This is a genomic window from Mesorhizobium sp. M0276 (assembly GCF_040321755.1).
In the GTDB taxonomy this organism is placed as follows: Bacteria; Pseudomonadota; Alphaproteobacteria; order Rhizobiales; family Rhizobiaceae; genus Mesorhizobium.
On sequence record NZ_JAMYSC010000041.1, the window covers coordinates 1 to 19,766 of the forward strand.

At 63.6% G+C, this 19,766-nt stretch carries 20 protein-coding genes; 7 read left to right on the forward strand and 13 right to left on the reverse strand.

All coding sequences use genetic code 11. The features are described 5' to 3' along the window. Positions 1-601: 601 nt before the first annotated feature. The 5 genes from NKJ01_RS26385 to NKJ01_RS26405 are packed head-to-tail and all read right to left on the reverse strand — an operon-like array spanning position 602 to position 5,346. Positions 602-1,921, reverse strand: a complete 1,320-nt coding sequence (locus NKJ01_RS26385; RefSeq protein ID WP_352732426.1) for an NAD(P)/FAD-dependent oxidoreductase — start codon at positions 1,919-1,921, stop codon at positions 602-604. Continuing rightward, positions 1,918-2,901: a branched-chain amino acid ABC transporter permease gene (locus tag NKJ01_RS26390; protein ID WP_352732551.1), complete on the reverse strand. Its 984-nt coding sequence runs from the start codon at positions 2,899-2,901 to the stop codon at positions 1,918-1,920. Before NKJ01_RS26390 ends, NKJ01_RS26385 begins: the two co-directional genes overlap by 4 nt. Beyond that, a complete protein-coding gene (locus tag NKJ01_RS26395; RefSeq protein ID WP_352732429.1) occupies positions 2,898-3,806 on the reverse strand; it encodes a branched-chain amino acid ABC transporter permease in 909 nt (302 codons plus the stop codon). The genes NKJ01_RS26390 and NKJ01_RS26395 overlap by 4 nt, the downstream gene beginning before the upstream one ends. After that, positions 3,803-4,552 carry a branched-chain amino acid ABC transporter ATP-binding protein gene (locus tag NKJ01_RS26400; protein ID WP_352732432.1) on the reverse strand — a complete coding sequence of 250 codons (750 nt, stop codon included), beginning with the start codon at positions 4,550-4,552 and terminating at the stop codon, positions 3,803-3,805. Before NKJ01_RS26400 ends, NKJ01_RS26395 begins: the two co-directional genes overlap by 4 nt. After that, on the reverse strand, positions 4,549-5,346 hold the full coding sequence (locus tag NKJ01_RS26405) for an ABC transporter ATP-binding protein (protein ID WP_352732435.1): 798 nt from the start codon (positions 5,344-5,346) through the stop codon (positions 4,549-4,551). The genes NKJ01_RS26400 and NKJ01_RS26405 overlap by 4 nt, the downstream gene beginning before the upstream one ends. A gap of 126 nt (positions 5,347-5,472) precedes the next feature. On the opposite strand from NKJ01_RS26405, the gene NKJ01_RS26410 reads away from it, so the two are divergent. The 7 genes from NKJ01_RS26410 to NKJ01_RS26440 all read left to right on the forward strand — a co-directional run bounded on the left by NKJ01_RS26410 (position 5,473) and on the right by NKJ01_RS26440 (position 11,369). Further along, a complete protein-coding gene (locus tag NKJ01_RS26410; RefSeq protein WP_084025714.1) occupies positions 5,473-6,207 on the forward strand; it encodes a GntR family transcriptional regulator in 735 nt (244 codons plus the stop codon). Further along, positions 6,204-6,686: a DUF3830 family protein gene (locus tag NKJ01_RS26415; RefSeq protein WP_023762418.1), complete on the forward strand. Its 483-nt coding sequence runs from the start codon at positions 6,204-6,206 to the stop codon at positions 6,684-6,686. The genes NKJ01_RS26410 and NKJ01_RS26415 overlap by 4 nt, the downstream gene beginning before the upstream one ends. A gap of 1 nt (position 6,687) precedes the next feature. After that, complete coding sequence (locus NKJ01_RS26420) at positions 6,688-7,041, forward strand: TIGR04076 family protein (protein WP_023762417.1); 354 nt, start codon at positions 6,688-6,690, stop codon at positions 7,039-7,041. Further along, positions 7,038-8,093, forward strand: coding sequence for an aldo/keto reductase (locus NKJ01_RS26425; protein ID WP_023762416.1), 1,056 nt, complete (start codon positions 7,038-7,040; stop codon positions 8,091-8,093). The genes NKJ01_RS26420 and NKJ01_RS26425 overlap by 4 nt, the downstream gene beginning before the upstream one ends. Beyond that, positions 8,090-8,518: a DUF4440 domain-containing protein gene (locus tag NKJ01_RS26430; RefSeq protein WP_023762415.1), complete on the forward strand. Its 429-nt coding sequence runs from the start codon at positions 8,090-8,092 to the stop codon at positions 8,516-8,518. The genes NKJ01_RS26425 and NKJ01_RS26430 overlap by 4 nt, the downstream gene beginning before the upstream one ends. Before the next feature lie 48 nt (positions 8,519-8,566). Continuing rightward, positions 8,567-9,826, forward strand: coding sequence for an ABC transporter substrate-binding protein (locus NKJ01_RS26435; protein ID WP_352732440.1), 1,260 nt, complete (start codon positions 8,567-8,569; stop codon positions 9,824-9,826). Between the two features lie 145 nt (positions 9,827-9,971). Then, positions 9,972-11,369, forward strand: coding sequence for an FAD-binding oxidoreductase (locus NKJ01_RS26440; protein WP_352732443.1), 1,398 nt, complete (start codon positions 9,972-9,974; stop codon positions 11,367-11,369). 21 nt (positions 11,370-11,390) lie between these two features. Here NKJ01_RS26440 and NKJ01_RS26445 read toward each other — a convergent pair whose 3' ends face one another. The 8 genes from NKJ01_RS26445 to NKJ01_RS26480 all read right to left on the reverse strand — a co-directional run bounded on the left by NKJ01_RS26445 (position 11,391) and on the right by NKJ01_RS26480 (position 19,602). Continuing rightward, positions 11,391-12,191: an ABC transporter permease gene (locus tag NKJ01_RS26445; RefSeq protein ID WP_352732446.1), complete on the reverse strand. Its 801-nt coding sequence runs from the start codon at positions 12,189-12,191 to the stop codon at positions 11,391-11,393. After that, entirely contained in the window at positions 12,188-13,060 is an 873-nt protein-coding gene (locus tag NKJ01_RS26450) for an ABC transporter permease (protein WP_352732449.1), read from the reverse strand. Before NKJ01_RS26450 ends, NKJ01_RS26445 begins: the two co-directional genes overlap by 4 nt. Then, positions 13,057-14,160 (reverse strand): ABC transporter ATP-binding protein, encoded by a 1,104-nt coding sequence (locus NKJ01_RS26455; protein ID WP_352732451.1) that lies wholly within the window; start codon positions 14,158-14,160, stop codon positions 13,057-13,059. The genes NKJ01_RS26450 and NKJ01_RS26455 overlap by 4 nt, the downstream gene beginning before the upstream one ends. Before the next feature lie 77 nt (positions 14,161-14,237). Next, a complete protein-coding gene (locus tag NKJ01_RS26460; RefSeq protein ID WP_352732454.1) occupies positions 14,238-15,263 on the reverse strand; it encodes an ABC transporter substrate-binding protein in 1,026 nt (341 codons plus the stop codon). A gap of 52 nt (positions 15,264-15,315) precedes the next feature. After that, the gene (gene araD1, locus NKJ01_RS26465) at positions 15,316-16,314 is read right to left on the reverse strand and encodes an AraD1 family protein (protein ID WP_352732457.1); all 999 of its coding nucleotides are present in this window, start codon (positions 16,312-16,314) and stop codon (positions 15,316-15,318) included. A gap of 32 nt (positions 16,315-16,346) precedes the next feature. Further along, positions 16,347-17,123 (reverse strand): SDR family NAD(P)-dependent oxidoreductase, encoded by a 777-nt coding sequence (locus NKJ01_RS26470; RefSeq protein WP_352732460.1) that lies wholly within the window; start codon positions 17,121-17,123, stop codon positions 16,347-16,349. A gap of 11 nt (positions 17,124-17,134) precedes the next feature. Then, positions 17,135-18,862, reverse strand: coding sequence for an IlvD/Edd family dehydratase (locus tag NKJ01_RS26475; protein ID WP_352732463.1), 1,728 nt, complete (start codon positions 18,860-18,862; stop codon positions 17,135-17,137). Then, positions 18,859-19,602: a FadR/GntR family transcriptional regulator gene (locus NKJ01_RS26480; protein WP_352732466.1), complete on the reverse strand. Its 744-nt coding sequence runs from the start codon at positions 19,600-19,602 to the stop codon at positions 18,859-18,861. Before NKJ01_RS26480 ends, NKJ01_RS26475 begins: the two co-directional genes overlap by 4 nt. Between the last annotated feature and the right edge of the window lie 164 nt (positions 19,603-19,766).

A 19,766-nucleotide genomic window follows, 5' to 3' on the forward strand; every position in this document is an offset into this window, starting at 1 on the left:
CGCTACCGGAGCGGACTGTCGAATACATGGCTGAAGGCCAGATATTCCGAGGGACCCGATTTCTGAGCTTCGACGACCGCTTCTGGCGTAACGACGACGTCAGGATGGCGCCAGCAATGTCCGCTTTTGATACGCGGTCAAGTCGGCCGGAATGACCGACATGAGGCGCAAAGCTGACGTTAGCGGCGAATCTGAACCGAATACCCCGTCATCCCGTATTCATGACTTGTGCTTCGAAAGTCGCAAAAAAGGCGGTGTGGAACGCAAGATGCGAGAACACGAAGGCGATTGACTCATTGGGTGATGACGCCGTTGTCCGCAGCACAACGAGCAATTCGATTGAGCCCGGTGCGGTTACGAGCTAGTGCGAGGCCATCAACTGGTCACGTGCCAAAATGACGCCGCTCCTACATTGGAAGTGCGAGATCGCCGTCCGATATTGCGGCGATGAGGCGCCTGTTCAGAATCTAGTGTGGGCAGAGTCGCTCGCCGTCCCCAGTCCTCCGGACGCTGATGACCGCAGCAAACAAATTAAGCTGACGATCCTCCGACGTACCGATAACCACTCGTTGCGCGGCGGGCATATTCCTCCGCGAAGCGCTCACGCTCGAAGAACCAGATTCGTATTGTCCAACCGGTCGCGCAGCATGCTCCAGCCGAGCAACATGTTGGGCGCGTGGCGCAGCAAGGCATGGAACGGGATTGGCGCCGGCGGCCCGAAAGGCAGCGGCAGGTCGCGGGCGTCGGTTCCAGCGGCCCAATCGGCCAGCACCTTGCCCATTGCCGTCGTCATGGCGATGCCGCGGCCGTTGCAGGCACGACCGGCGATCAGGCCCGACCCGAGGTCGATCAGATGCGGCAGGAAATCCGGTTCGACGGCAGCCATTCCGGACCAGCTGTAGGCAAGTGGCGGCAGGTCAGGCAAGTCGAGATGCCGGCCAAGCCGCCGCCAGATCGTCTGCGGCACGCGGCTCTCGGCGCCGGCGCCAAGAATATGCATACCGCCGCTGATCAGCCGGTTTTCGGCGTCGAAGCGGAAGGTGAACAGATTGCGCCTGGTGTCGCCGACACCTTGCCCGCCGGGAAGCAACCGGCTGCGGACTTCGCGCGACAGCGGCGCCGTAGCGACCTGGAAGACTTTCAGCGGGAAATAGGTTCGCTGCAATGACGGATTGAGGGACCAGCCATAGGCGTTGGTGGCGATCAACACCTTGGCAGCGCGTACCGATCCCGAAGGCGTTTTCAGCATCCAATCATCGGCTATGCCATCAACCGAGGTGACGCGCGTCCGCTCGAAGATCTTCGCGCCGGCTTTCTCCGCCGCATCGGCGAGCCCGTGCGCGTATTCGACCGGATTGAGTACGCCGCCAGAACGATCCATCCAGCCGCCGACATAGCCTGGCACGCCCGTCAGCGCCTCGACCTCCTGCCGATCCAATGTGACTGCCGGCCGGCCACGTTGAGCCCATTGCCCGGCGCGTGATTTGACCTTCTCGAACGCGGCGAGCGAATGCGCCGGCTGAATCCATCCGTTCTGCAAGGCGTCGCAGTTTATGCCGTGCCGCCGAATCAGATCGAAGACGAGGTCGGCGCTGCCGGCAGCGAAATCGATCAGCCTTTCGCCACGTGAAGGCCCGAGATGGGCCAGTATGTCGGTCGGGTCCATCTTGGCGAAATTCGGCACGACGAAGCCTGCATTCCTGCCGGTCGCGCCCCAGGCGATGAATTCGGCTTCGAGAACGGCGACGGAAAGCCCTTTCCCGGTCGCGTGCAGCGCGGTCGATAGACCGGAAAAACCGCCGCCGACAATGGCGAGGTGGACATCGAGCCCGCCTTGCAGCGCGGGCCGCTCGCGGCGATTGCGGCTGACCGCATGCCAGAGCGAAGCGTTATGCGTTTCCTGCCGGGGCACGGCATTCATGACCCGGAACTGCTCTTGGCCTGAGCGATCTTCGTCCGCCTGCCGAACCATGGCCGCCGTGGCCTGTCGCCGAACAGGCCGTTCGGCCGGATCAGCAGGATGACGCAGAGCATGACGCCGATGGCGGCGATCTGCAGCGCGGCGGCGCGCGCCTGCTGTTCCGGCGGGAATAGGATGCTGGTCAGCGTGCCTGACCCCGCCCATATCGCCCACACCAGGATGCTGCCGATGACGGCGCCGAGATTGCTGCCCGAGCCGCCGACGATCAGCATCACCCAGACCTGGAAGGTCAGGATCGGCAGGTAATTGTCCGGCGCGATGAAGCCGGTGAAGTGCGCCTGCAGCGCGCCGGCCAGCGCCATGATGGCGCCGCCGACGGCAAAGGCCTGGACGCGGTAGAAACGCGCGCTCTTGCCCAACGAAATCGCTGCCCGTTCGTCCTCGCGCAGCGCCTTCAGCACGCGCCCCCAAGGGCTGCGCGACAGATGCTCCAGAGCGAGGTAGGCGATCAGCGTCACCACCGAAACGACGGCAAGGTTCGACAGGTTGAACAGCAGCGGCGTCTCGGCCAGGCTGCCGAAGGGGCGCGGGATGAAGCCGATGCCGAACGGTCCGCCGGTCAGCTTCTGCGCGTTGAGCGCGACCAGTTGCACGACGACGGCGACGCCGAAGGTGGTGATCGCCAGATAGTCGGATCGCAGCCGCAGCGTCGCCATGCCGGTAAGGGCCGCGGCGATGCCGCCGATGACCATGGCGCCTGCCCAGCCGACAAGGATCGGCAGGCCGAAGCCGCCAAGCCGGGCGGCATCGTCCGGTGTCGTCAGCAGCGCCGATGTATAGGCGCCGATGGCGACGAAGCCGGCGAGGCCGACATTGAACAGGCCGGTCAGCCCCCATTGCAGATTGAGCCCCAGCGTGACCAGCGAAAAAATCAGCGCGGTGGTCAGGAAGAAGGCGCCGTAGCCGAGCAGGTCCATCAGCGTTCCCTCACACCAAACAGGCCGATCGGCCGCACGAACAGCACCGCCATCAGGATGATGAAGGAGACCGCAGCGCGCCATTCGGCGCCGATCAGTTGCACCGCGCCGGCTTCGGCCAGCCCGATGATCAGGCCGCCGAGCACGGCGCCGGGGATGCTGCCGATGCCGCCGAGAATGGCGGCGGCGAACATCGGCAGCAGCATGTCGAAGCCCATGAACGGGCGGATCTGCACCAGAATGCCGACCATCACGCCGGCCACGCAGGCGAGCGCCCCGCCGATGACCCAGGTGACGCGCACCACGCTGGCGACGTCGATGCCGACGATGCGGGCCAGCGCTGCGTTCTGGCTCAGGGCCTGCATCGAGCGGCCGGTCTGCGTGCGCGTCATCAACAGATGCACGCCGAGCACCAGCACGGCGGTCAGCAGCAGCAAGGCGATCTGGTCGGGCGTGATGCGGATGCCGAAGCCGATCGGCATGGCGATCTGAATGGCGCGGCTGAAATAGGTCGGCCGCGAGGTGAAGGTGAATTCGAGCAGGCTTCTCAGCGCCATCGAGGCGCCGAAGCTCGCCATCACCACGATGATCGCCTGGCCTTGCGAGCGCAGCCGCGCGAACAGCACCTTGTCGAGCAGCAGCGCCAACAGGGCGGTGAAGGCCATGCCGACGACCAGTGCGACAATCAGCGGCCAGCCGAAGGAGAGGGGAGCAATGGGTGCCACCTTGCCGACCATCGCGCCGATGGCGCTGACGACGGCCAATGTCGCATAGGTGCCCCAGGCCATGAAGTCGCCATGGGCAAAGTTCGAGAAGCGCAGGATCGAATAGGTGAGCGTCACGCCGATGGCGCCGAGGCCGATCATCGAACCTGTCAGCAGCCCATCGACGATGAATTGCAGGCTCATGCCCCACCTCCTGTATCGGGCTTACGGGGGCGCTGGCCGAGATAGAGTTCGGCGACGACCGGATCGTTCCACAGTTCGGCGGCGACGCCCTCGTGCCGATCCTTGCCTTCGACCAGCACATAGGCGCGGTCGCCGATGGCAAGCGCTGCCTTTGCATTCTGTTCGACCAGCAGGATGGTGAGGCCGGATTTGCGGATGCCAGCCAGCATCTCGAATACCATCGAGACGAATTTCGGCGACAGGCCGGCCGACGGTTCGTCGAGCACCAGCACCTTGGGGTGGACGATCAGCGCCCGTGCGACGGCCAGCATCTGCCGCTGCCCGCCCGACAGGTTGCCGGCGGCGGTTCGCCGCTGGCGGACGAGGTCGGGAAACGCCACATACATCTCCTCGATGCGAGCGGGGATTTCGCGCCGTTCGAGGATGCCGCAGGCGACTTTCAGATTGTCCTCGACCGACATGAGAGGAAAAATGTTTTCGGTCTGCGGTACGAAGGCCAGGCCAAGCCGCACCATGGTGTGGGCGGGGGCGGCAGTGATGTCCTTGCCGTCCAGAAACACCGTGCCGCCGGAGATCGGGACGAGACCGGCAATGGCCTTGATGAAGCTCGACTTGCCGGCGCCGTTGGGACCGAGCACGACGACAATCTCGCCCTTGCCGACGGTGATCGAGGCGCCACGCACGATCGGCACGCCGGGTTCATAGCCGGCTTCGAGATCACGGACATCAAGGACGGTCTCGCTCATGCCGCGCCTCCGAGATAGGCCTCGATGACGCGCGGGTCGCGTGCGACCTGGTCGGCCGTGCCTTCGCTGAGCAACTGGCCGCTCGCCATGACGAGAACGCGATGGCAGAGCCGCGTCACCATGTCGATGTTGTGCTCGATCAGCAGGAAGGTGATGCCGCGCGCGTTGATGTCGCGAATGCGGTCGATGATGACTTCGAGCAGCGTTGCATTGACGCCGGCTGCCGGCTCGTCGAGCAGGATGATCGCCGGGTCTGCCATCATGACGCGGGCGAGTTCGAGCAGCTTGCGCTGGCCGCCGGAAAGCACGCGCGCCGGCTCATGCGCGAGATGGGTGAGGGTGACCAGTTCCAGCAGTTCGAGCGCCTTTGTCCTGGCGGCTCTTTCCTGCGCGGCGACGCGCCATGGCGTCACGAAATTGGCGAGCAGCCTTTCGCCGGCCTGACCCTGTGCCGCCAGCATGATGTTTTCGATCAGTGTCAGATTGGGCAGCGGGCGCGGGATCTGGAAGGTGCGGCCAAGGCCACGACCGATGCGCAGATGTGCGGCTTCGCCCGAGACAGGCGTGCCATTGAGAAGGATCTCGCCGCTGGTCGGCAATATGCTGCCGGCGAGCAGATCGAACATCGTCGTCTTGCCGGCGCCGTTGGGGCCGATCAGGCCGAGGATTTCTCCAGCCCGGACGTCGAACGAGACATCGTTGACGGCGACAAGGCCGCCGAACCGCCTGACGACATTCCTTGCCGTCAGAACCGGCGCGCGGGTTTCCCCTTGCCGTTTGGCTGCCTCGCTCATCAAACCCTCTGGCCGAAGACGATCGTTGCCGTCTCCTGATTATGATTTGTGATCACACTTGCTTTGATCACGCTATTCGGGTTTAATTTCATCCGCAAGCCGAAAACCGGCCAAGAACGGAATTCCATGCAGAAGGCTGCCATCGAAAAGAACAACGAGGCGATCGCGGCCCAGCTTGCGCCGGTCGGCCGCGAAACCGTGCAGGACCGTGTCTATTCCGAACTGCGCCGTGCCTTGATCGGCGGCCTGTTCGAGCCGAGCCAGGTGCTGACCATCCGTGGCTTGGCTGACGCCTTGGTCACCTCGACTATGCCGGTGCGCGAGGCGCTCGGCCGGCTGATCACGGAAAAGGCGCTGGAGGCGCTGCCCAACCGTTCGGTGCGCGTGCCGCCGATCACACTGGAACGCCTCGATGATCTCCTGCGGGCCCGCATCCTGATCGAGGGCGAGGCGATCGCGCTGGCCGCGCCCCGCATGGGCCCGCGCCAGATCGCCACCATCGAGACCATTCTCGGTGAATGGGACGAGATGCGGGCATTGAAACACAAGAAGGACGTCGATCGCGAAGTGACGCTCAACCAGAGCTTTCATTTCGAGATCTACCGCTCCTGCGGCTCGGCCGTGCTGATCCCGATGATCGAGAGCCTGTGGCTGCAATCCGGCCCCTGCATCCGTGTCGCAATCTACGCCTTCTCGGAGGCCGGCGAGGTCGACACCGCCCAGTATCACCGCCGCATCGTCACGGCGCTGTCCACGCAGGACGCGCAGGCGGCGCGCGAGTCGCTGGTCGCCGACATCAGTCGACCCTTCACCTTCCTGCGCAGCAAGCTGCAAGCTGCCGCCGCGAAAGACCAGACATGACCGCCATCAGAATCACCGAGCCGCGCTCGCAGCTTTCCGTCACGGCGCTGTTGCTGCCCGAGAAGGCACCGGAAAACGCCGCCTTCCTATCGGAATATCTCGGCATGCCACGCGTCGTCCCGGGCATCCATGCGATGTGGACGGGGCCGGAAATCTCCTGTCCGGTTCCCGCAGCCGATCTCGAGGGCCAGGCCTATGCCAGGCCGTTGCCGGCCGAGAACGCGACGCTGAACCCGCAGCCGGGCGATATCGTGCTGTCCTATGTGCCGCCACGCATGTGGGGCGGCAACCCCAACGCGATCTTCGATATCGGCCTGTATTACGGGCAGGGGGCGCGGCTGCTGTTTCCGATCGGCTGGCTGGCCGGCAGCGTGGTGGCGCAGGTGCCGCCTAAGGAGCGCGAACAGTTCGCCGCCGCATGCGGTGTTATCCGCCGCAATGGCGCCTGTGACATCACTTTCAGCCTGGTGGAGGCCTGAAATGGCTGACGACAGTTTCGAGCTGTTCGATCTTCGCGTCGAGGCGGTCATCCCCGAGGGAAAACCGATCTACTGCGGTGCCAAGGCTGGCGACTATTTCGAGCTCAAGGGCGAGATGCTGTCGATGCCGGCAGGGCAAGGTTTCTCGATTTATTCGCTCGCCGCCGTGCTGCCGCTGCTGGCGGCGAAGCAGCGCCCGACGGACAGGAACGACTGGATGACCTCGGACGCCGAGATCGCTTGTCCCGATCCCAATTGCGCCAGCCGATTGCGGATCGTCAGGATGGGCAAGCGGCGGTTCAACCATGCCGAAACCACGGCCGTGCCGCTGCCGAAAGAGAATGACCTGACATGACCACCAAAACCTTCGAACTCGGCCCCGGCTACATGATATCGCGCGTCATTCGTGGCGGCTGGCAGCTGGCCGGCGGCCACGGCGCTGTCGACCGCAGCCAAGCGGTGGCCGACCTGATCGCAACCTTCGACGCCGGCATCTGGACCTATGATTGCGCTGACATCTACACCGGCGTCGAAGAGCTGATCGGTGCCGCGCGCCTGCGGCTGGCCAGCGAGCGCGGTCTCGATGTTGCCGCCAGGATGAAGGTGCACACCAAGCTGGTGCCCGACCTTGAACGACTGGCCAGCATAAGCCGCGACTATATCAGGGGCATCGTCGACCAGTCGCTGCGGCGGCTGAAGACCGAGCGGCTCGACCTCGTGCAGTTCCACTGGTGGGACTATGCGCAACCTCGCTATGTCGATGCGATGGGCTGGCTCGATGAACTCCGGTTGGAAGGCAAGGTGCGCAATCTCGGCACCACCAATTTCGACACGCCGCGGCTGGCCGAAATCCTCGCCGCCGGCATCCCGCTGGTCAGCCAGCAACTGCAATACTCGGTGCTCGACCAGCGGCCGAGCAAGAGCCTGGCGGCAGTCGCTTCGAAGAACGGCGTCAGCTTCCTCTGCTATGGCTCAGTCGCTGGTGGTTTCCTCAGCGACAAATGGCTTGGCGTGGCCGAGCCCGCCACGCCGCTCGAAAACCGTTCCCTGGTCAAATACAAACTCATCATCGATGATTTCGGCGGCTGGGACCTGTTACAGGAGCTGCTTCAGGCGCTGAAGGCCGTTGGCGATCGCCGCGGCGTCGACATCGCCACCATCGCCAGCGCCTGGGTGCTCGAACAGCCGCAAGTCGCCGCTGTCATCGTCGGCGCTCGTAACCAGGCGCATGCGCTCGCCAACGCCAAAATCATGGATATCGCGCTCGATGCCGAGGATCGGGCGCGGATTGCAGCCGTCATCGCGCAAGGCACTGGCCTTGAGGGTGATGTCTACACGCTGGAGCGCGACCGTCACGGCCGTCACGGCTCGATCATGCACTACAACCTCAATGCGGGGAAGAAATGAGCGGCGAGCGCTCCCTGTTTTCACGCGCCAGCGCCGAGGTTATCGACCTGCATCGCTTCTTCGTCGACTGGTTCGTTGCCGCGCGAGCCAACACGGCAGACTTCGGCCGCTTCGAACGCGCCATGGGCGAAGACTTCAGCATGGTGGCGCCGGACGGCCAGGTCCTGGATCGGGACGCGGTCGTCGATCATGTCCGTACAAGCCGCGCCTCTTGCGACGACGGTTTTGCCATTTCGATCGACGACATCCGGCCCGGCTGGCAGGACGCCGATACCATCGTCGTCCTTTACGTCGAGGCCCAGCTGCGCGGCGGCAAGCGCAGCCGCCGCCAGTCGAGCGCCGTCTTCACCACCAGTTCATCGGCGCCCAACGGCGTCGAATGGCGGCATCTGCATGAAACCTGGCTGCAGGTGCCGGAACGCTGAACAGGCTCCAGAGATCAAATACAGTTGAGTAACGAAAGGGGAACAACAATGACAAAGACGATACTCCAACTCACCACAGCACTTGCTCTTGTGACGATGGCGGGTGCGGCACAGGCCGCCGACTGCAAGATCACCGTTGGCCTTGTCATGGAACTGACCGGCCCGGCCGGCGAATACGGCCAAGCCGGCGCCAAGTCGGTGGAGATGGCCTTCCGCGACATCAACGACGCCGGCGGCGTGCGCGGCTGCGATCTGGCAACCGACACGCGCGACAGCCAGAGCCAGGGCAACATCGCGGTCGACGCCGCCACCCAGCTGGTTCAGGTCAAGAAGGTGCCGGTCATCATCGGCGGCATCATTTCCTCGGTGTCGATCCCGATCCTGACCTCGGTCACCGCACCGGCCAAGATCGTCCAGGTGTCGCCGGCGTCATCCTCGCCGACGCTGACTGCGCTCGGCCGCGACGGCAAGACCAACGGCATCTTCTTCCGCACCATCACCTCGGATGCGCTGCAGGGCGTCGCCGCCGCCAAATACGCCATAGACAAGGGCTTCAAGAAGCTGTCGGTCATCCACGTCAACAACGACTTCGGCGTCAACATGGTGGCCGAGTTCTCGCGCGCCTATAAAGCGCTCGGCGGCACCATCGTTTCCGACACGCCCTACAATGAAAAGCAGTCGAGTTATGCCTCGGAAGTCACGGCGGCAATGGCTGGTGAACCAGACGGCCTTTATCTCGTCAGCACGCCGGTCGACGGCGCAACGGTTGCCCGGACCTGGATTTCGCAAGGCGGGGTGCAGAAATTCCTGCTCAATGACGGCATGAACAGCCCGGACTTCATCGAGTCCGTCGGCGCCGATTACCTGAAGGAAGCTTACGGCACATCCTCCGGCACCAGCCCGACCGCCTCGACGGAGTATTTCACCAAGAACTACAAGGAATTTTCCGGCATCGAACCGTCCAACCCGGCGGCCGACCGCTCCTACGATGCCGGCGCCATCGTTGGCCTCGCAATCGCCATTGCCGGTTCGGAGGATCCGGCCAAGATCAAGGACGCGATGTACAAGGCTGTCGATCCGGCAGGCACGCCGATCTTTGCCGGCAAGGAAGGGTTCGCCAAGGCGCTCGGCCTGATCAAGGACGGCAAGCCGATCCGCTATGAGGGTGTCATCGGCCCGGTCGCCTTTGACAAATTTGGCGACATCACCGGCCCGTTCCGGCTGTGGAAGATCGTCGACGGCAAGGTGACCACCGATGGCGAAATGACCACCGACGATGTCAACGCGCTGCAGGCCAAGCTTCAGTAGAATGACTTTTCGTCCGGCGTCGATCCGACCTCATCGCGATCGATGCCGGACGGTCGGCCCTGTCCACATTGTCCACGGATGGTCAAGCGGCGCATGCACGGACAAGGGTTCGACCAGGCCAGCGATCATGGGTTAGGATTGGCCGATGTCGCCCGAAACCCAACAGCTTCTATCCGCTATCGACAATCGGCTGGGTGCGGGCGGCGTGCTCGCCGGCGCAGATGTGAACCAGCGCTATCGCGACGATCCCGACGGTAAGCTCGGCGCGCTTCCCGAAGCGGTGCTGCGCCCGCGCGACACGGAGGGCGTCGCGGCGGCGCTCGCCGCATGCAACGATCTCGGCCAGCCGGTTGTGGTGCAGGGCGGACGCACCAGCCTGGCAGGCGCCGCGCGTGTGCAGCCGGGTGAGGTGGTGCTCTCCCTGGAGCGCATGACCGGGCTCGCAGTGCCGGATCGCCAGGCTGCCAGCATCGTCGCCGAAGCGGGCGCGACGCTGCAGGCGCTGCAGGAGGCAGCCGATAGCGCCGGGCTGATGTTCGGCGTCGATATCGGTGCGCGGGGCTCCGCAACGATCGGCGGCAATGTCGCCACCAATGCCGGCGGCATCCGCGTGCTGCGCTATGGCATGTACCGGGCGCAGGTTCTGGGGCTGGAAGCCGTCCTTGCCGATGGTAGCGTGCTGACTTCGCTGAAAGGTCTGCCCAAGGACAATTCCGGCTACGACCTCAGCCAGCTCTTCATCGGCACGGAAGGAACTCTCGGTGTTGTCGCCCGCGCCGCGCTCAGGCTGCATCCGAAGCCCGCGTCCGAGGTGAACGCCTTCTGCGCGCTCTCCTCGCTCGATGCGGCGATCGCGCTGCTTGGGCTGCTGCGGCAAAAGCTCGGCCCACTGCTGTCCGCCTATGAGGTCAATTTCGCGCCGCTCTATGACGTCATGGTCGCCAGCATGGCCATGCGGGCGCCGCTGCCCGCGGGCTCGCCTGTTTATGTGCTGGCCGAGATACAGGGCAGCGAGCCAGAGCGCGACGGCGAGCGCTTCGCCGAAGTGCTGATGCAAGCGGTCGAGGACGGCGTCATCGACGATGTCGTCGTCTCGCAGTCGTCGCGCGAATTCCGAGCCCTTTGGGACGTGCGCGAAGACGCCAATCGCGTCCTGTTTTCGATCAAGGATCTGATCGGCGTCGACATCAGCATCCCGTTGGCGCGGATGGGAAATTTTCTGCAAGAGGCGCACGCTGCCATCCATGCCGTCGACCCCGGCGCCGACATCTATGTCTTCGGCCATCTCGGCGACGGCAATCTGCACTATCAGGTACGCACGGTCGATCCTGCGGCGGCGTATGACATCGTCTATCGCGGCGTCGCGGCGGCCGGCGGCGGCGTTTCGGCCGAACATGGTATCGGCCTCGACAAGAAGAAGTGGCTGCATCTGGTCCGCAGCGACGCCGAGATCGCGACGATGCGGCGGCTGAAGACGGCACTTGACCCCAGAAACATCCTCAATCCGGGACGGGCCTTCGACCTCAACCCCACTGCCTTCTAACGATGACAATTGCCCTGTAACTCAAGTCCGTTCCGTCGCGACCTGCCTCGGAATAAGAAAGCGGGCGGCAAGCACGCAGAGCAGCACGGTGAACATCAGGATCAGCGCCACCAGCGCATTGATGTCGGGTGAGAAGCCAAGCCGCATCATCGCCCAAAGCCTCACCGGCAGCGTGCTCTGCGTGCCGGTGACCAGGATCGTGATCATCGTCTCGTCGAACGACAGCGCGAAGGCCAGGATGGCGCCGCCGACCATGGCGCTCGATAGGTTCGGCAGGATGATGCGCCAGAACGTCTGCCAGCCCGTGGCGCCGAGATCGTAGGACGCTTCGACCAGCGTGCGGCTCATCGACTGCAGCCGCATCAGCACCGTGCGGTAGACGATCGCCAGCACGAAGACCGTGTGCCCGATGACGACCGTAAAAAGGGACCGTTCGAGGCCGATTTCGCGGAAGAAAATCAGCAGCGCCAGACCGCTGATGATCGGCGGCATCAGGAATGGCAGGAAGATTATGAACTGCAGGATCGAACGCCCGGAACGCCGGCCGTGATAGTAGAGCGCCAGCAGCGTTCCGCTGACCACCGACAGGATGACAGTGCAGACACCGACAATCAGCGTGGTGCGCAAGGCGGCCAATATGTCGTGATTTTCGGCCAGCGCGACATAGGTCGAGAGGGTTGGCGACGACCAGTCGACATTGCCGTGCGCAATGGTGAAGAATGAAGACACGATTGGCACGAACAGGGGGCTGTAGAGCAATACCGCAACCAGTGTCGTGATCGCAGCCAGAAAGATGGTGGACAACCGGGGCAGGGCGCTCATATCGAAATCCCCCGGTGGCGCCCGAAGCGTTCGCCGACGAGGATTGCCGCGATCACCACGACTGCCAGCGCCACCGACAGTGCGGCGCCGAACGGCCAGTTATAAGCCGTGCCGAACTGGCTGTAGAGGATGCGGCCGAAGGTGAAGCCGCTGATCCCGCCGACCATCTGCGGCGTCAGGAAATCGCCGATCGCCAGCACGAAGACGAAGCTCGCCGCCGAAGCGACGCCGGGCAGGCTCAGCGGCAAGGTGATGCGCAGGAATGTCTGCAGGCCGCTCGCGCCGAGATCGTCGGACGCGCGCAACAGGACCTGCGGAATCCGTTCCAGCGACAGGAAGATCGGCAGGATGGCGAAGGGAATCAGAAGAAGTGTCAGCGTCAGCAGGATGGCATTCATGTTGAACACGAAAAGCGTCGACGGTTCCTGCAGGATGCCGAGCGCCACCAGCGCCTTATTGAGAAAACCGTTGAGGCCGAGGATGCTGCGGATCGCATAGATCTTGATGACGTAGCTCATTAGCAGCGGCACCAGCAGCAACATCAGCAGGGCGTAGCGCCAGCGGCCTTTCAGCGTCGTCAGGAAATAGGCGGCGGGATAGGCAAGCAGCATGCAGATGATGGCCACCGAGACGCACAGAACGATGGTATTCCAGAATACCGGGAGAAAGATCGGATCGGTGAAGAACCTGACATAGTTGCCCAGTGACAGGCCGTAGACAATCGTGCCCTGGTCGACGCTGAAGAAACTGTAGCCGAGGAAGATCGCCAGCGGCACCAGGACGAAGACCACCGGCAAGGCTAACGCCAGCACTGTCACCAGCAGCGACAGCCGTTTTTGCGCAGGCTGCGTCGAACCAGCTTCGCTCATGCCAGCACCAGATGGCCTTCATGCGGCGCAAACGAAAGCGATACAACCTCGCCGGGTTTCAGGGTGCTGCCGTCGACCCGACTCGGCACGCGCAGCCGCAGGTGTTGCGCAGCATCGTCGGCGCCGGCCGCGATGGTGACGACCGTGGATGAGCCGGCGAAGGCCATGTCGGAGGTCGTGCCGGAAAAGCGGTTGTCGGTGTCCTTCGCGTCCGCAAGATGCAAGGCCTCGGGACGGAATGCCGCGTAGGCGCTGGCACCATCCGCTGCTGCTTTCAAATAAGGCTGGTTCCTGATCGAACAAACCAGTCGGCCAAGCGCCGTCTCGATCGACCGCAGCTCGCCCTGGACGGCCCCAAGTTTTCCGGCCACCAGATTGTTCTCGCCGAAGAAGCGCGCGACGAACTCGCAATTCGGCTTGTAGTAAAGCTCATGCGGTGTGCCGAGCTGGCGGATATGGCCGGCTTCCATGACGCAGATCCGATCGGCCATGCCGATGGCTTCTTCCTGGTCGTGGGTGACGAACAGGAAGGTGGTCTTGATTTCGCGCTGGATGGATTTCAGGAACACCTGCATCTGCCGACGCAGTTCGAGGTCGAGTGCGGCCAGTGGCTCGTCGAGCAGGATCAGGCGCGGCTGGCAGATCAGTGCACGGGCGAGCGCGACGCGCTGGCGCTGGCCGCCGGAGAGCTGTGCGGGAAAGCGGTCGGTGAAACGCCCGAGTTGGACCAGGTCCAGCGCCTCCGCGACCCGACGCGCAATCTCCTTGCGCTGGATATGGCGAACCGAAAGCCCATAGCCGACATTGCCGGAAACCGTCAGGTGCGGAAATAGCGCATAGTCCTGAAATACGGTGTTGAACGGTCGCTGGTTGATCGGCATGCGGCTGATGTCTTGGCCGTCCAGACGGATCTCGCCAGATGTTAGCGGCTCCAGCCCGCCGATCAGCCGCAACACCGTGGTCTTGCCGGAGCCCGAAGGCCCGAGCACGGTGAGGAACTCACCGTCGCGGATCGATAGGTCGATGTCGTGCAGCACGGGGACCGTGCCGTAGGATTTCGAGACGGACCGCAGCGTCAGCAGGTCGGCATTCTGGTTCATGAAATACTCTCGCATACACTTCGGCGGTCCGGAACCTCCGGACCGCCGGGTCCTTCAAAGGCATTGGGCGGACAAGATCAGGGCGTCGCCTTGACCTCGTTCCACATGTCCGACCGCTTGAGCGGATCCTCGACATTGTTGAGCCAGACCAGCTTGTCGTTGCCGCCGGCGCTGCTCGACTCGACCACGGTGTTGCCGAAGCCGGTGCGCTCGGAAAGCGCGCCGCTGACCTTCTTGCTCAGCATGAAATCGATCCATTTCTCGGCCGCTGCATTGTCGCGGACGCCCTTGGAAATGACCCAGTTGTCGAGCCAGGCGAGCGCGCCCTCGCTTGGATTGACGTAGGCGACATGGGCGCCGATCTTCTGCAGCGCCTTGACCTGCTGCTGGCCGTAATTGGCCCAGATCAGGGCCACGTCATTGTTCTGGTAGATCTGCTGCGCCTCGTCGGCGGTGGTGTAGAAGCTCAGCACGTTGCGCTTGAGTTCGACCAGCTTGGCCTTGACCGCCGCCATCTGCTCCTCATTGAGATTGAACGGATCCTTGTAGCCGAGCGTCAGCGCGGTGAACGAGAAATTGTGCTCGCCATTGTCGTAGGCCAGCACCTTGCCCTTGTAGGCCGGGTCCCACAGAACCGACATCGAGGTCGGCGCCGGCTTGACCTTGTCGGTGTCGTAGATCAGCCCGATCGAATCGAAACAGAACGGAATGCCGTAGACCTTGCCGTCCTTGGTGTCGCCGCTGACTTGAGACAGATCACGGAAGCGCGACAACACTTCCTTCTGGTTCGGCAGCTTCGTCACGTCGATTGGCGACACGAGGTCGGCCTTGATGTAACGCTGCAGCTGGGCGGTGTTGACGGCGAAGACGTCAAAATCCTGGCCTTCGCTGCCCTTGATCTTGGCCCAGATCTCGTCATCGCTGCCGATGAAGACGACATCGACGCCGATGCCGGTCGCGGCGGTGAAGTCCTTGACCCAATCGGCATCGGCGTAGCCGTCCCAGGCCAGAACCCGCAGGTTCGCGGCGAGCGCCGCCGATGTCATCAGGCCGATGCCGAGCCCGATTGTTGCCATTCTTAGAAACAGTTTTTTCAGTCCCATTTTCAATCTCCCATTGTCGTTCTGGTGGACCGCAGTTTCCGGACTTTCGCCGTCACAGCTGGGTGACCGCGACCAGTCCCTCGTCCGGCACCGACACCATCCGGTTGCGCAGTGACTTGCCGAATGTCTGTGCCTGGATTTCATATTCGTCGCCGGAAGCCGTCTTGACGCCAGAGGCGTAGCTCATCACCGCCGCGCCGAAGAAATAGGCATGCAGGTCGCCCGCCCTGCGGTGCATCGGGTAGCGGAAATGGAAGTGTTCAAGATTGGCGATCGAGTGCGACATGTGCGCCTCGCCCGACAAAAACTCCTGCTCCCAGATAATTGTGCCGTCGCGCAGGATGCGCGAATGGCCGCGCACTTCGTCGGGCAGGTCGCCGATCAGCAGCTCCGGGCCGATCGAGCAGGAGCGCAGCTTGGAATGGGCGAGATAGAGATAGTTCTCGGCTTCCGTGACATGGTCGGAGTATTCGTTTCCGAGCGCATAGCCGATGCGGTAGGGGCGGCCGTCCGGCCCATTGAGATAGAGGCCGACGATCTCGGCTTCTTCGGCCCCGGCGCGTGCGAAGGCCGGCATCGGCAGCGGCGCACCTGGCGGCACGACACAGGTGCCGACGCCCTTGAAGAACCATTCCGGCTGAATGCCGATCTGCCCGGCGGCGGGCTTGCCGCCGTCCAGGCCCATGCGGAAGATCTTCAGCGAATCCGATTCCTCGGCATCCTCGCCATGGGTCAGCACATGCATCTTGTCGCGTGCGGCCGCACTTCCGGTATGGGTCAGTCCCGTGCCGGTGACCAGGAAGCGCGCCGGCTCCGGATGGTCGACCGGGGCCAGCACGCGGCCATCGCGCGACAGCTCCTCATAGTCGACCGTCGCGGTGCCCGTCCGCCTCTCGACCAGCGCTGCGATGGACGCGCCCTCGGCGATCGCCGCTTCGGCCAGTTCCAGCACGGTGCTGGTCTTGTCGAGCGGATGCAGATGATTGCCGTCGTCGGAGACACGGCCAACCCGTCTGCTGCCATCGGCCATTTTGAACTGAACAAGACGCATGAACTAACCTTCTTTCCCTAGGGCCGTGCGGGTCACACCCAGCCCGCATCGACGATGAACTGCTGGCTCGTGCACATGCGGCTGTCGTCGGCTGCGAGGAACAGGGCCATGCGCGCGATATCGGAGGGTTGCAGCCGATCGGGCAGGCACTGCCTTTCCTCGATCTGGCGTTCGCCGGCCGGGTTCAGCCACAGGCGCATCTGGCGCTCGGTCATCACCCAGCCCGGCACCATGCAGTTGACGCGGATGCGCTCGGGGCCGAGTTCGCGGGCCAGCGCCCGCGTCATGCCATAAACGGCGGCTTTGGCGGTGACATAGGCGGGGCAATCCGGATCGCCGACCATCCAGGTGATGGAGCCGAAATTGATGATCGAGCCGCCGCCCAGCGTGCTCATCTGTGCACGCACAGCCTGCGCGGCGAAGAACTGGTGGCGCAGATTGACCGCCATGCGGTCGTCCCAATAGGCAACCGTCACGTCCTTGCTCTGGTGGCGATCGTCATTGCCGGCATTGTTGCACAGGGCCTGGATGGGGCCGTTGTGCCGCATCGCCTGCACCGTGGCTGCCTGCAACTCTTCGACGTTGCGCAAGTCGCAGGGAATGAACAGCGGCGCACGATGTCCCTCGGCTGCGATCGCGTCGACCAGGCGCCGTGAAGGCTCCTCGGCCATGTCGACAAACGCGACACGGCTGCCTTGCGCGCAGAAATGGCGTACCAGGCTTTCGCCGATGCCGCTGCCGCCGCCGGTTATGAAGACACTGCGGCCCTTGAGGCTTGGATAGACCGCGTAGCCGATTTCATCCGTCATCGCGCGCCTCTCTAGTGCGAATGCCGAGGAATGCCGGCATCGCGCCGGCCGACGAGAAAGTCGAAATCGCAGCCCTTGTCTGCTTGTAGGACGCGCTCGACATAGAGGCTCTGGTAGCCCCCTTCCGGCGGCGCCGGCGGCTTCCAGTCACGCCGGCGGATTGCCAGCTCGTCATCCGATACCAAGAGCTCCAGCCGGCGGCCGGCGACATCGAGCTCGATGAGGTCACCGTCGCGCACCAGCGCAAGCGCGCCACCGGCCGCGGCTTCCGGCGCCACATGCAGAACCACGGTGCCGTAGGCGGTGCCGCTCATGCGCGCGTCCGAAATGCGCACCATGTCGGAGATGCCCAGCTTGAGCAGCTTCGCCGGCAGCGGCATATTGCCGACCTCGGCCATTCCAGGATAGCCGCGCGGCCCGCAGTTCTTGAGAACCATCACCGAGGAGGCGTCGATGTCCAGCTGCGGATCGTCGATGCGCGCGTAGTAGTGCTCGATGTTTTCGAACACCAGCGCCTTGCCGCGATGCTGCATCAGCTCGGGCGTTGCCGCAGACGGCTTGATGACCGCCCCATTGGGCGCCAGATTGCCGCGCAGAATGGAGATGCCGCCCTCCTTGGTCAGCGGCTGGCTCAGCGGCCGGATCACCTCGCTGTTGTAGTTGGGCGCGCCGTCGATCAATTCACCGATGGTCTTGGTGCTGACGGTCATGGCGTCGCGATTAAGAAGCCCCACCTGATCAAGCGACGCCATGACCGCAGCTAGCCCCCCGGCGTAGTAGAAATCTTCCATTAGGAACCGGCCCGACGGCATCAGGTCGACAATGGTCGGAACGCCGCGACCAAGGCGGTCCCAGTCATCGAGACTGAGATCGACACCAATCCGGTTGGCGATGGCGATCAGATGCAGCACGGCGTTGGTCGAACCGCCAATCGCGCCGTTGACGCGGATGGCGTTCTCGAACGCCTGCCTGGTGAGGATCTGCGCGATAGTCACGTCCCTGCGAACCAGATCAACGATCTGGCGTCCGGCCATCTGGGCGAGCACGCCACGGCGCGAATCCACCGCCGGGATCGCGGCGTTGTCCGCCATGCCGATGCCGAGCGCTTCCACCATACTGGCCATGGTCGAAGCCGTGCCCATCGTCATGCAGCTGCCGGCCGACCGGCTCTGGCCCTGCTCCGCGGCAAGGAAGTCGGCAACCGGCATTCGGCCGGCCTTCACTTCCTCGGCGAATTTCCAGACATGCGTGCCCGAGCCGATATCCTGTCCGCGGAACTTGCCGTTGAGCATCGGTCCGCCAGAAACAGCGATGGTCGGAAGATTGCACGACGCAGCGCCCATCAGCAGTGCGGGCGTGGTCTTGTCGCAACCGACCAGCAGGATGACGCCGTCGATCGGATTGCCGCGTATGGATTCCTCGACATCCATACTGACCAGATTGCGAAACAGCATGGCGGTGGGGCGCATGTTGCTCTCGCCAAGCGACATCACCGGGAACTCCAGCGGCAGGCCGCCGGCTTCATAGACCCCACGCTTGACGTGATCTGCCAGGCCGCGGAGATGGGCATTGCAGGGGGTCAGCTCCGACCAGGTGTTGCAGATGCCGATCACTGGGCGGCCGTCAAAAGCGTCGGCGGGGATGCCCTGGTTCTTCATCCAGCTGCGGTGCATGAAGGCGTTCTTGCCCTCACCGCCGAACCAGGCCTCAGATCGCAGCTTGCGCTTGGTCTCGGTCACGATGTCTGTTCCCGATCCTGGCGGCGCCTGTTGCGGTTCTCGACGCTGCGGCGCACGTCTTCCTCGGCATTGTCGATGAGCACCAGCAGGGCATTTTGCGCGCCGGCTGCATCTCCGGATGCGATCTTTTCGGCCACTTCCCGGTGCAGCGGCAAAGAATGGCGCTGCCCTTCCGGATTGTCGTTGGAGAGGCGAAAGCTCATCACCAATGCGGTTTCGACCAGGGCCGCCAGCGAGCCGATCAACTCGTTGCCGGTCATGCGCAGAATGGTCTGATGGAACAAAAGATCAGGTTTGGCGAAGCGGTCGCCGTCTTCGACCACGGCTTCCATTTCGGCCAGCGCGGCATTGATCTCGGCAACCTGCGCGGGAGTGGCCCGCTGCGCGGCAAGCGCGGCCGACATCGGCTCGATGGCTCGCCGAAGCTCAAACAGCGCCCGGACGTCCTCGGCACTGACGCCGCTGGCATAGCGCCATGACAGAACGTCCGGATCGAGGAAATTCCAGTCGGGACGGGGACGCACCCTTGTGCCGGTCTTCGGCCGCGATTCGACAAGCCCCTTGCCGGCCAGCACCTTGATCGCCTCGCGCAGCACCGTGCGGCTGACGCCTAGCATCTCGCTGGAATCGTCGGCATTGGGCAGCGCCTCGCCGGGCAGGAAATCGCCCTGCACGATGCGCAATCCGATCTGCTCGACGACAGTCGCATGCAGCGCCGTCGAGCCGCTGGAAACCGCCACCGTGACTCTTGACGTGCGCGCGGTGCTGAAAGATTTCTTATTCTTCATACTATTCATAAGATATGTCTTATAGGCGTGAGAATTGGAGTCAAGGGGCGAGGAGAGCCGATGACAAAGAATCCATTCTCTGAAGCCCTTAGCCCGACCCAATAAGAGATGCTGAG

Excerpts from the sequence above, each read along its gene's own strand:
- NKJ01_RS26460 (WP_352732454.1), bottom strand. The coding sequence starts at position 15,263 with ATGGGACTGAAAAAACTGTTTCTAAGAATGGCAACAATCGGGCTCGGC.
- NKJ01_RS26470 (WP_352732460.1), bottom strand. The coding sequence starts at position 17,123 with ATGACGGATGAAATCGGCTACGCGGTCTATCCAAGCCTCAAGGGCCGC.
- NKJ01_RS26410 (WP_084025714.1), top strand. The coding sequence starts at position 5,473 with ATGCAGAAGGCTGCCATCGAAAAGAACAACGAGGCGATCGCGGCCCAG.
- NKJ01_RS26395 (WP_352732429.1), bottom strand. The coding sequence starts at position 3,806 with ATGAGCCTGCAATTCATCGTCGATGGGCTGCTGACAGGTTCGATGATC.
- NKJ01_RS26425 (WP_023762416.1), top strand. The coding sequence starts at position 7,038 with ATGACCACCAAAACCTTCGAACTCGGCCCCGGCTACATGATATCGCGC.
- NKJ01_RS26430 (WP_023762415.1), top strand. The coding sequence starts at position 8,090 with ATGAGCGGCGAGCGCTCCCTGTTTTCACGCGCCAGCGCCGAGGTTATC.
- NKJ01_RS26415 (WP_023762418.1), top strand. The coding sequence starts at position 6,204 with ATGACCGCCATCAGAATCACCGAGCCGCGCTCGCAGCTTTCCGTCACG.
- araD1 (WP_352732457.1), bottom strand. The coding sequence starts at position 16,314 with ATGCGTCTTGTTCAGTTCAAAATGGCCGATGGCAGCAGACGGGTTGGC.
- NKJ01_RS26450 (WP_352732449.1), bottom strand. The coding sequence starts at position 13,060 with ATGAGCGAAGCTGGTTCGACGCAGCCTGCGCAAAAACGGCTGTCGCTG.
- NKJ01_RS26400 (WP_352732432.1), bottom strand. The coding sequence starts at position 4,552 with ATGAGCGAGACCGTCCTTGATGTCCGTGATCTCGAAGCCGGCTATGAA.
- NKJ01_RS26420 (WP_023762417.1), top strand. The coding sequence starts at position 6,688 with ATGGCTGACGACAGTTTCGAGCTGTTCGATCTTCGCGTCGAGGCGGTC.
- NKJ01_RS26435 (WP_352732440.1), top strand. The coding sequence starts at position 8,567 with ATGACAAAGACGATACTCCAACTCACCACAGCACTTGCTCTTGTGACG.
- NKJ01_RS26445 (WP_352732446.1), bottom strand. The coding sequence starts at position 12,191 with ATGAGCGCCCTGCCCCGGTTGTCCACCATCTTTCTGGCTGCGATCACG.
- NKJ01_RS26405 (WP_352732435.1), bottom strand. The coding sequence starts at position 5,346 with ATGAGCGAGGCAGCCAAACGGCAAGGGGAAACCCGCGCGCCGGTTCTG.
- NKJ01_RS26385 (WP_352732426.1), bottom strand. The coding sequence starts at position 1,921 with ATGAATGCCGTGCCCCGGCAGGAAACGCATAACGCTTCGCTCTGGCAT.
- NKJ01_RS26440 (WP_352732443.1), top strand. The coding sequence starts at position 9,972 with ATGTCGCCCGAAACCCAACAGCTTCTATCCGCTATCGACAATCGGCTG.
- NKJ01_RS26455 (WP_352732451.1), bottom strand. The coding sequence starts at position 14,160 with ATGAACCAGAATGCCGACCTGCTGACGCTGCGGTCCGTCTCGAAATCC.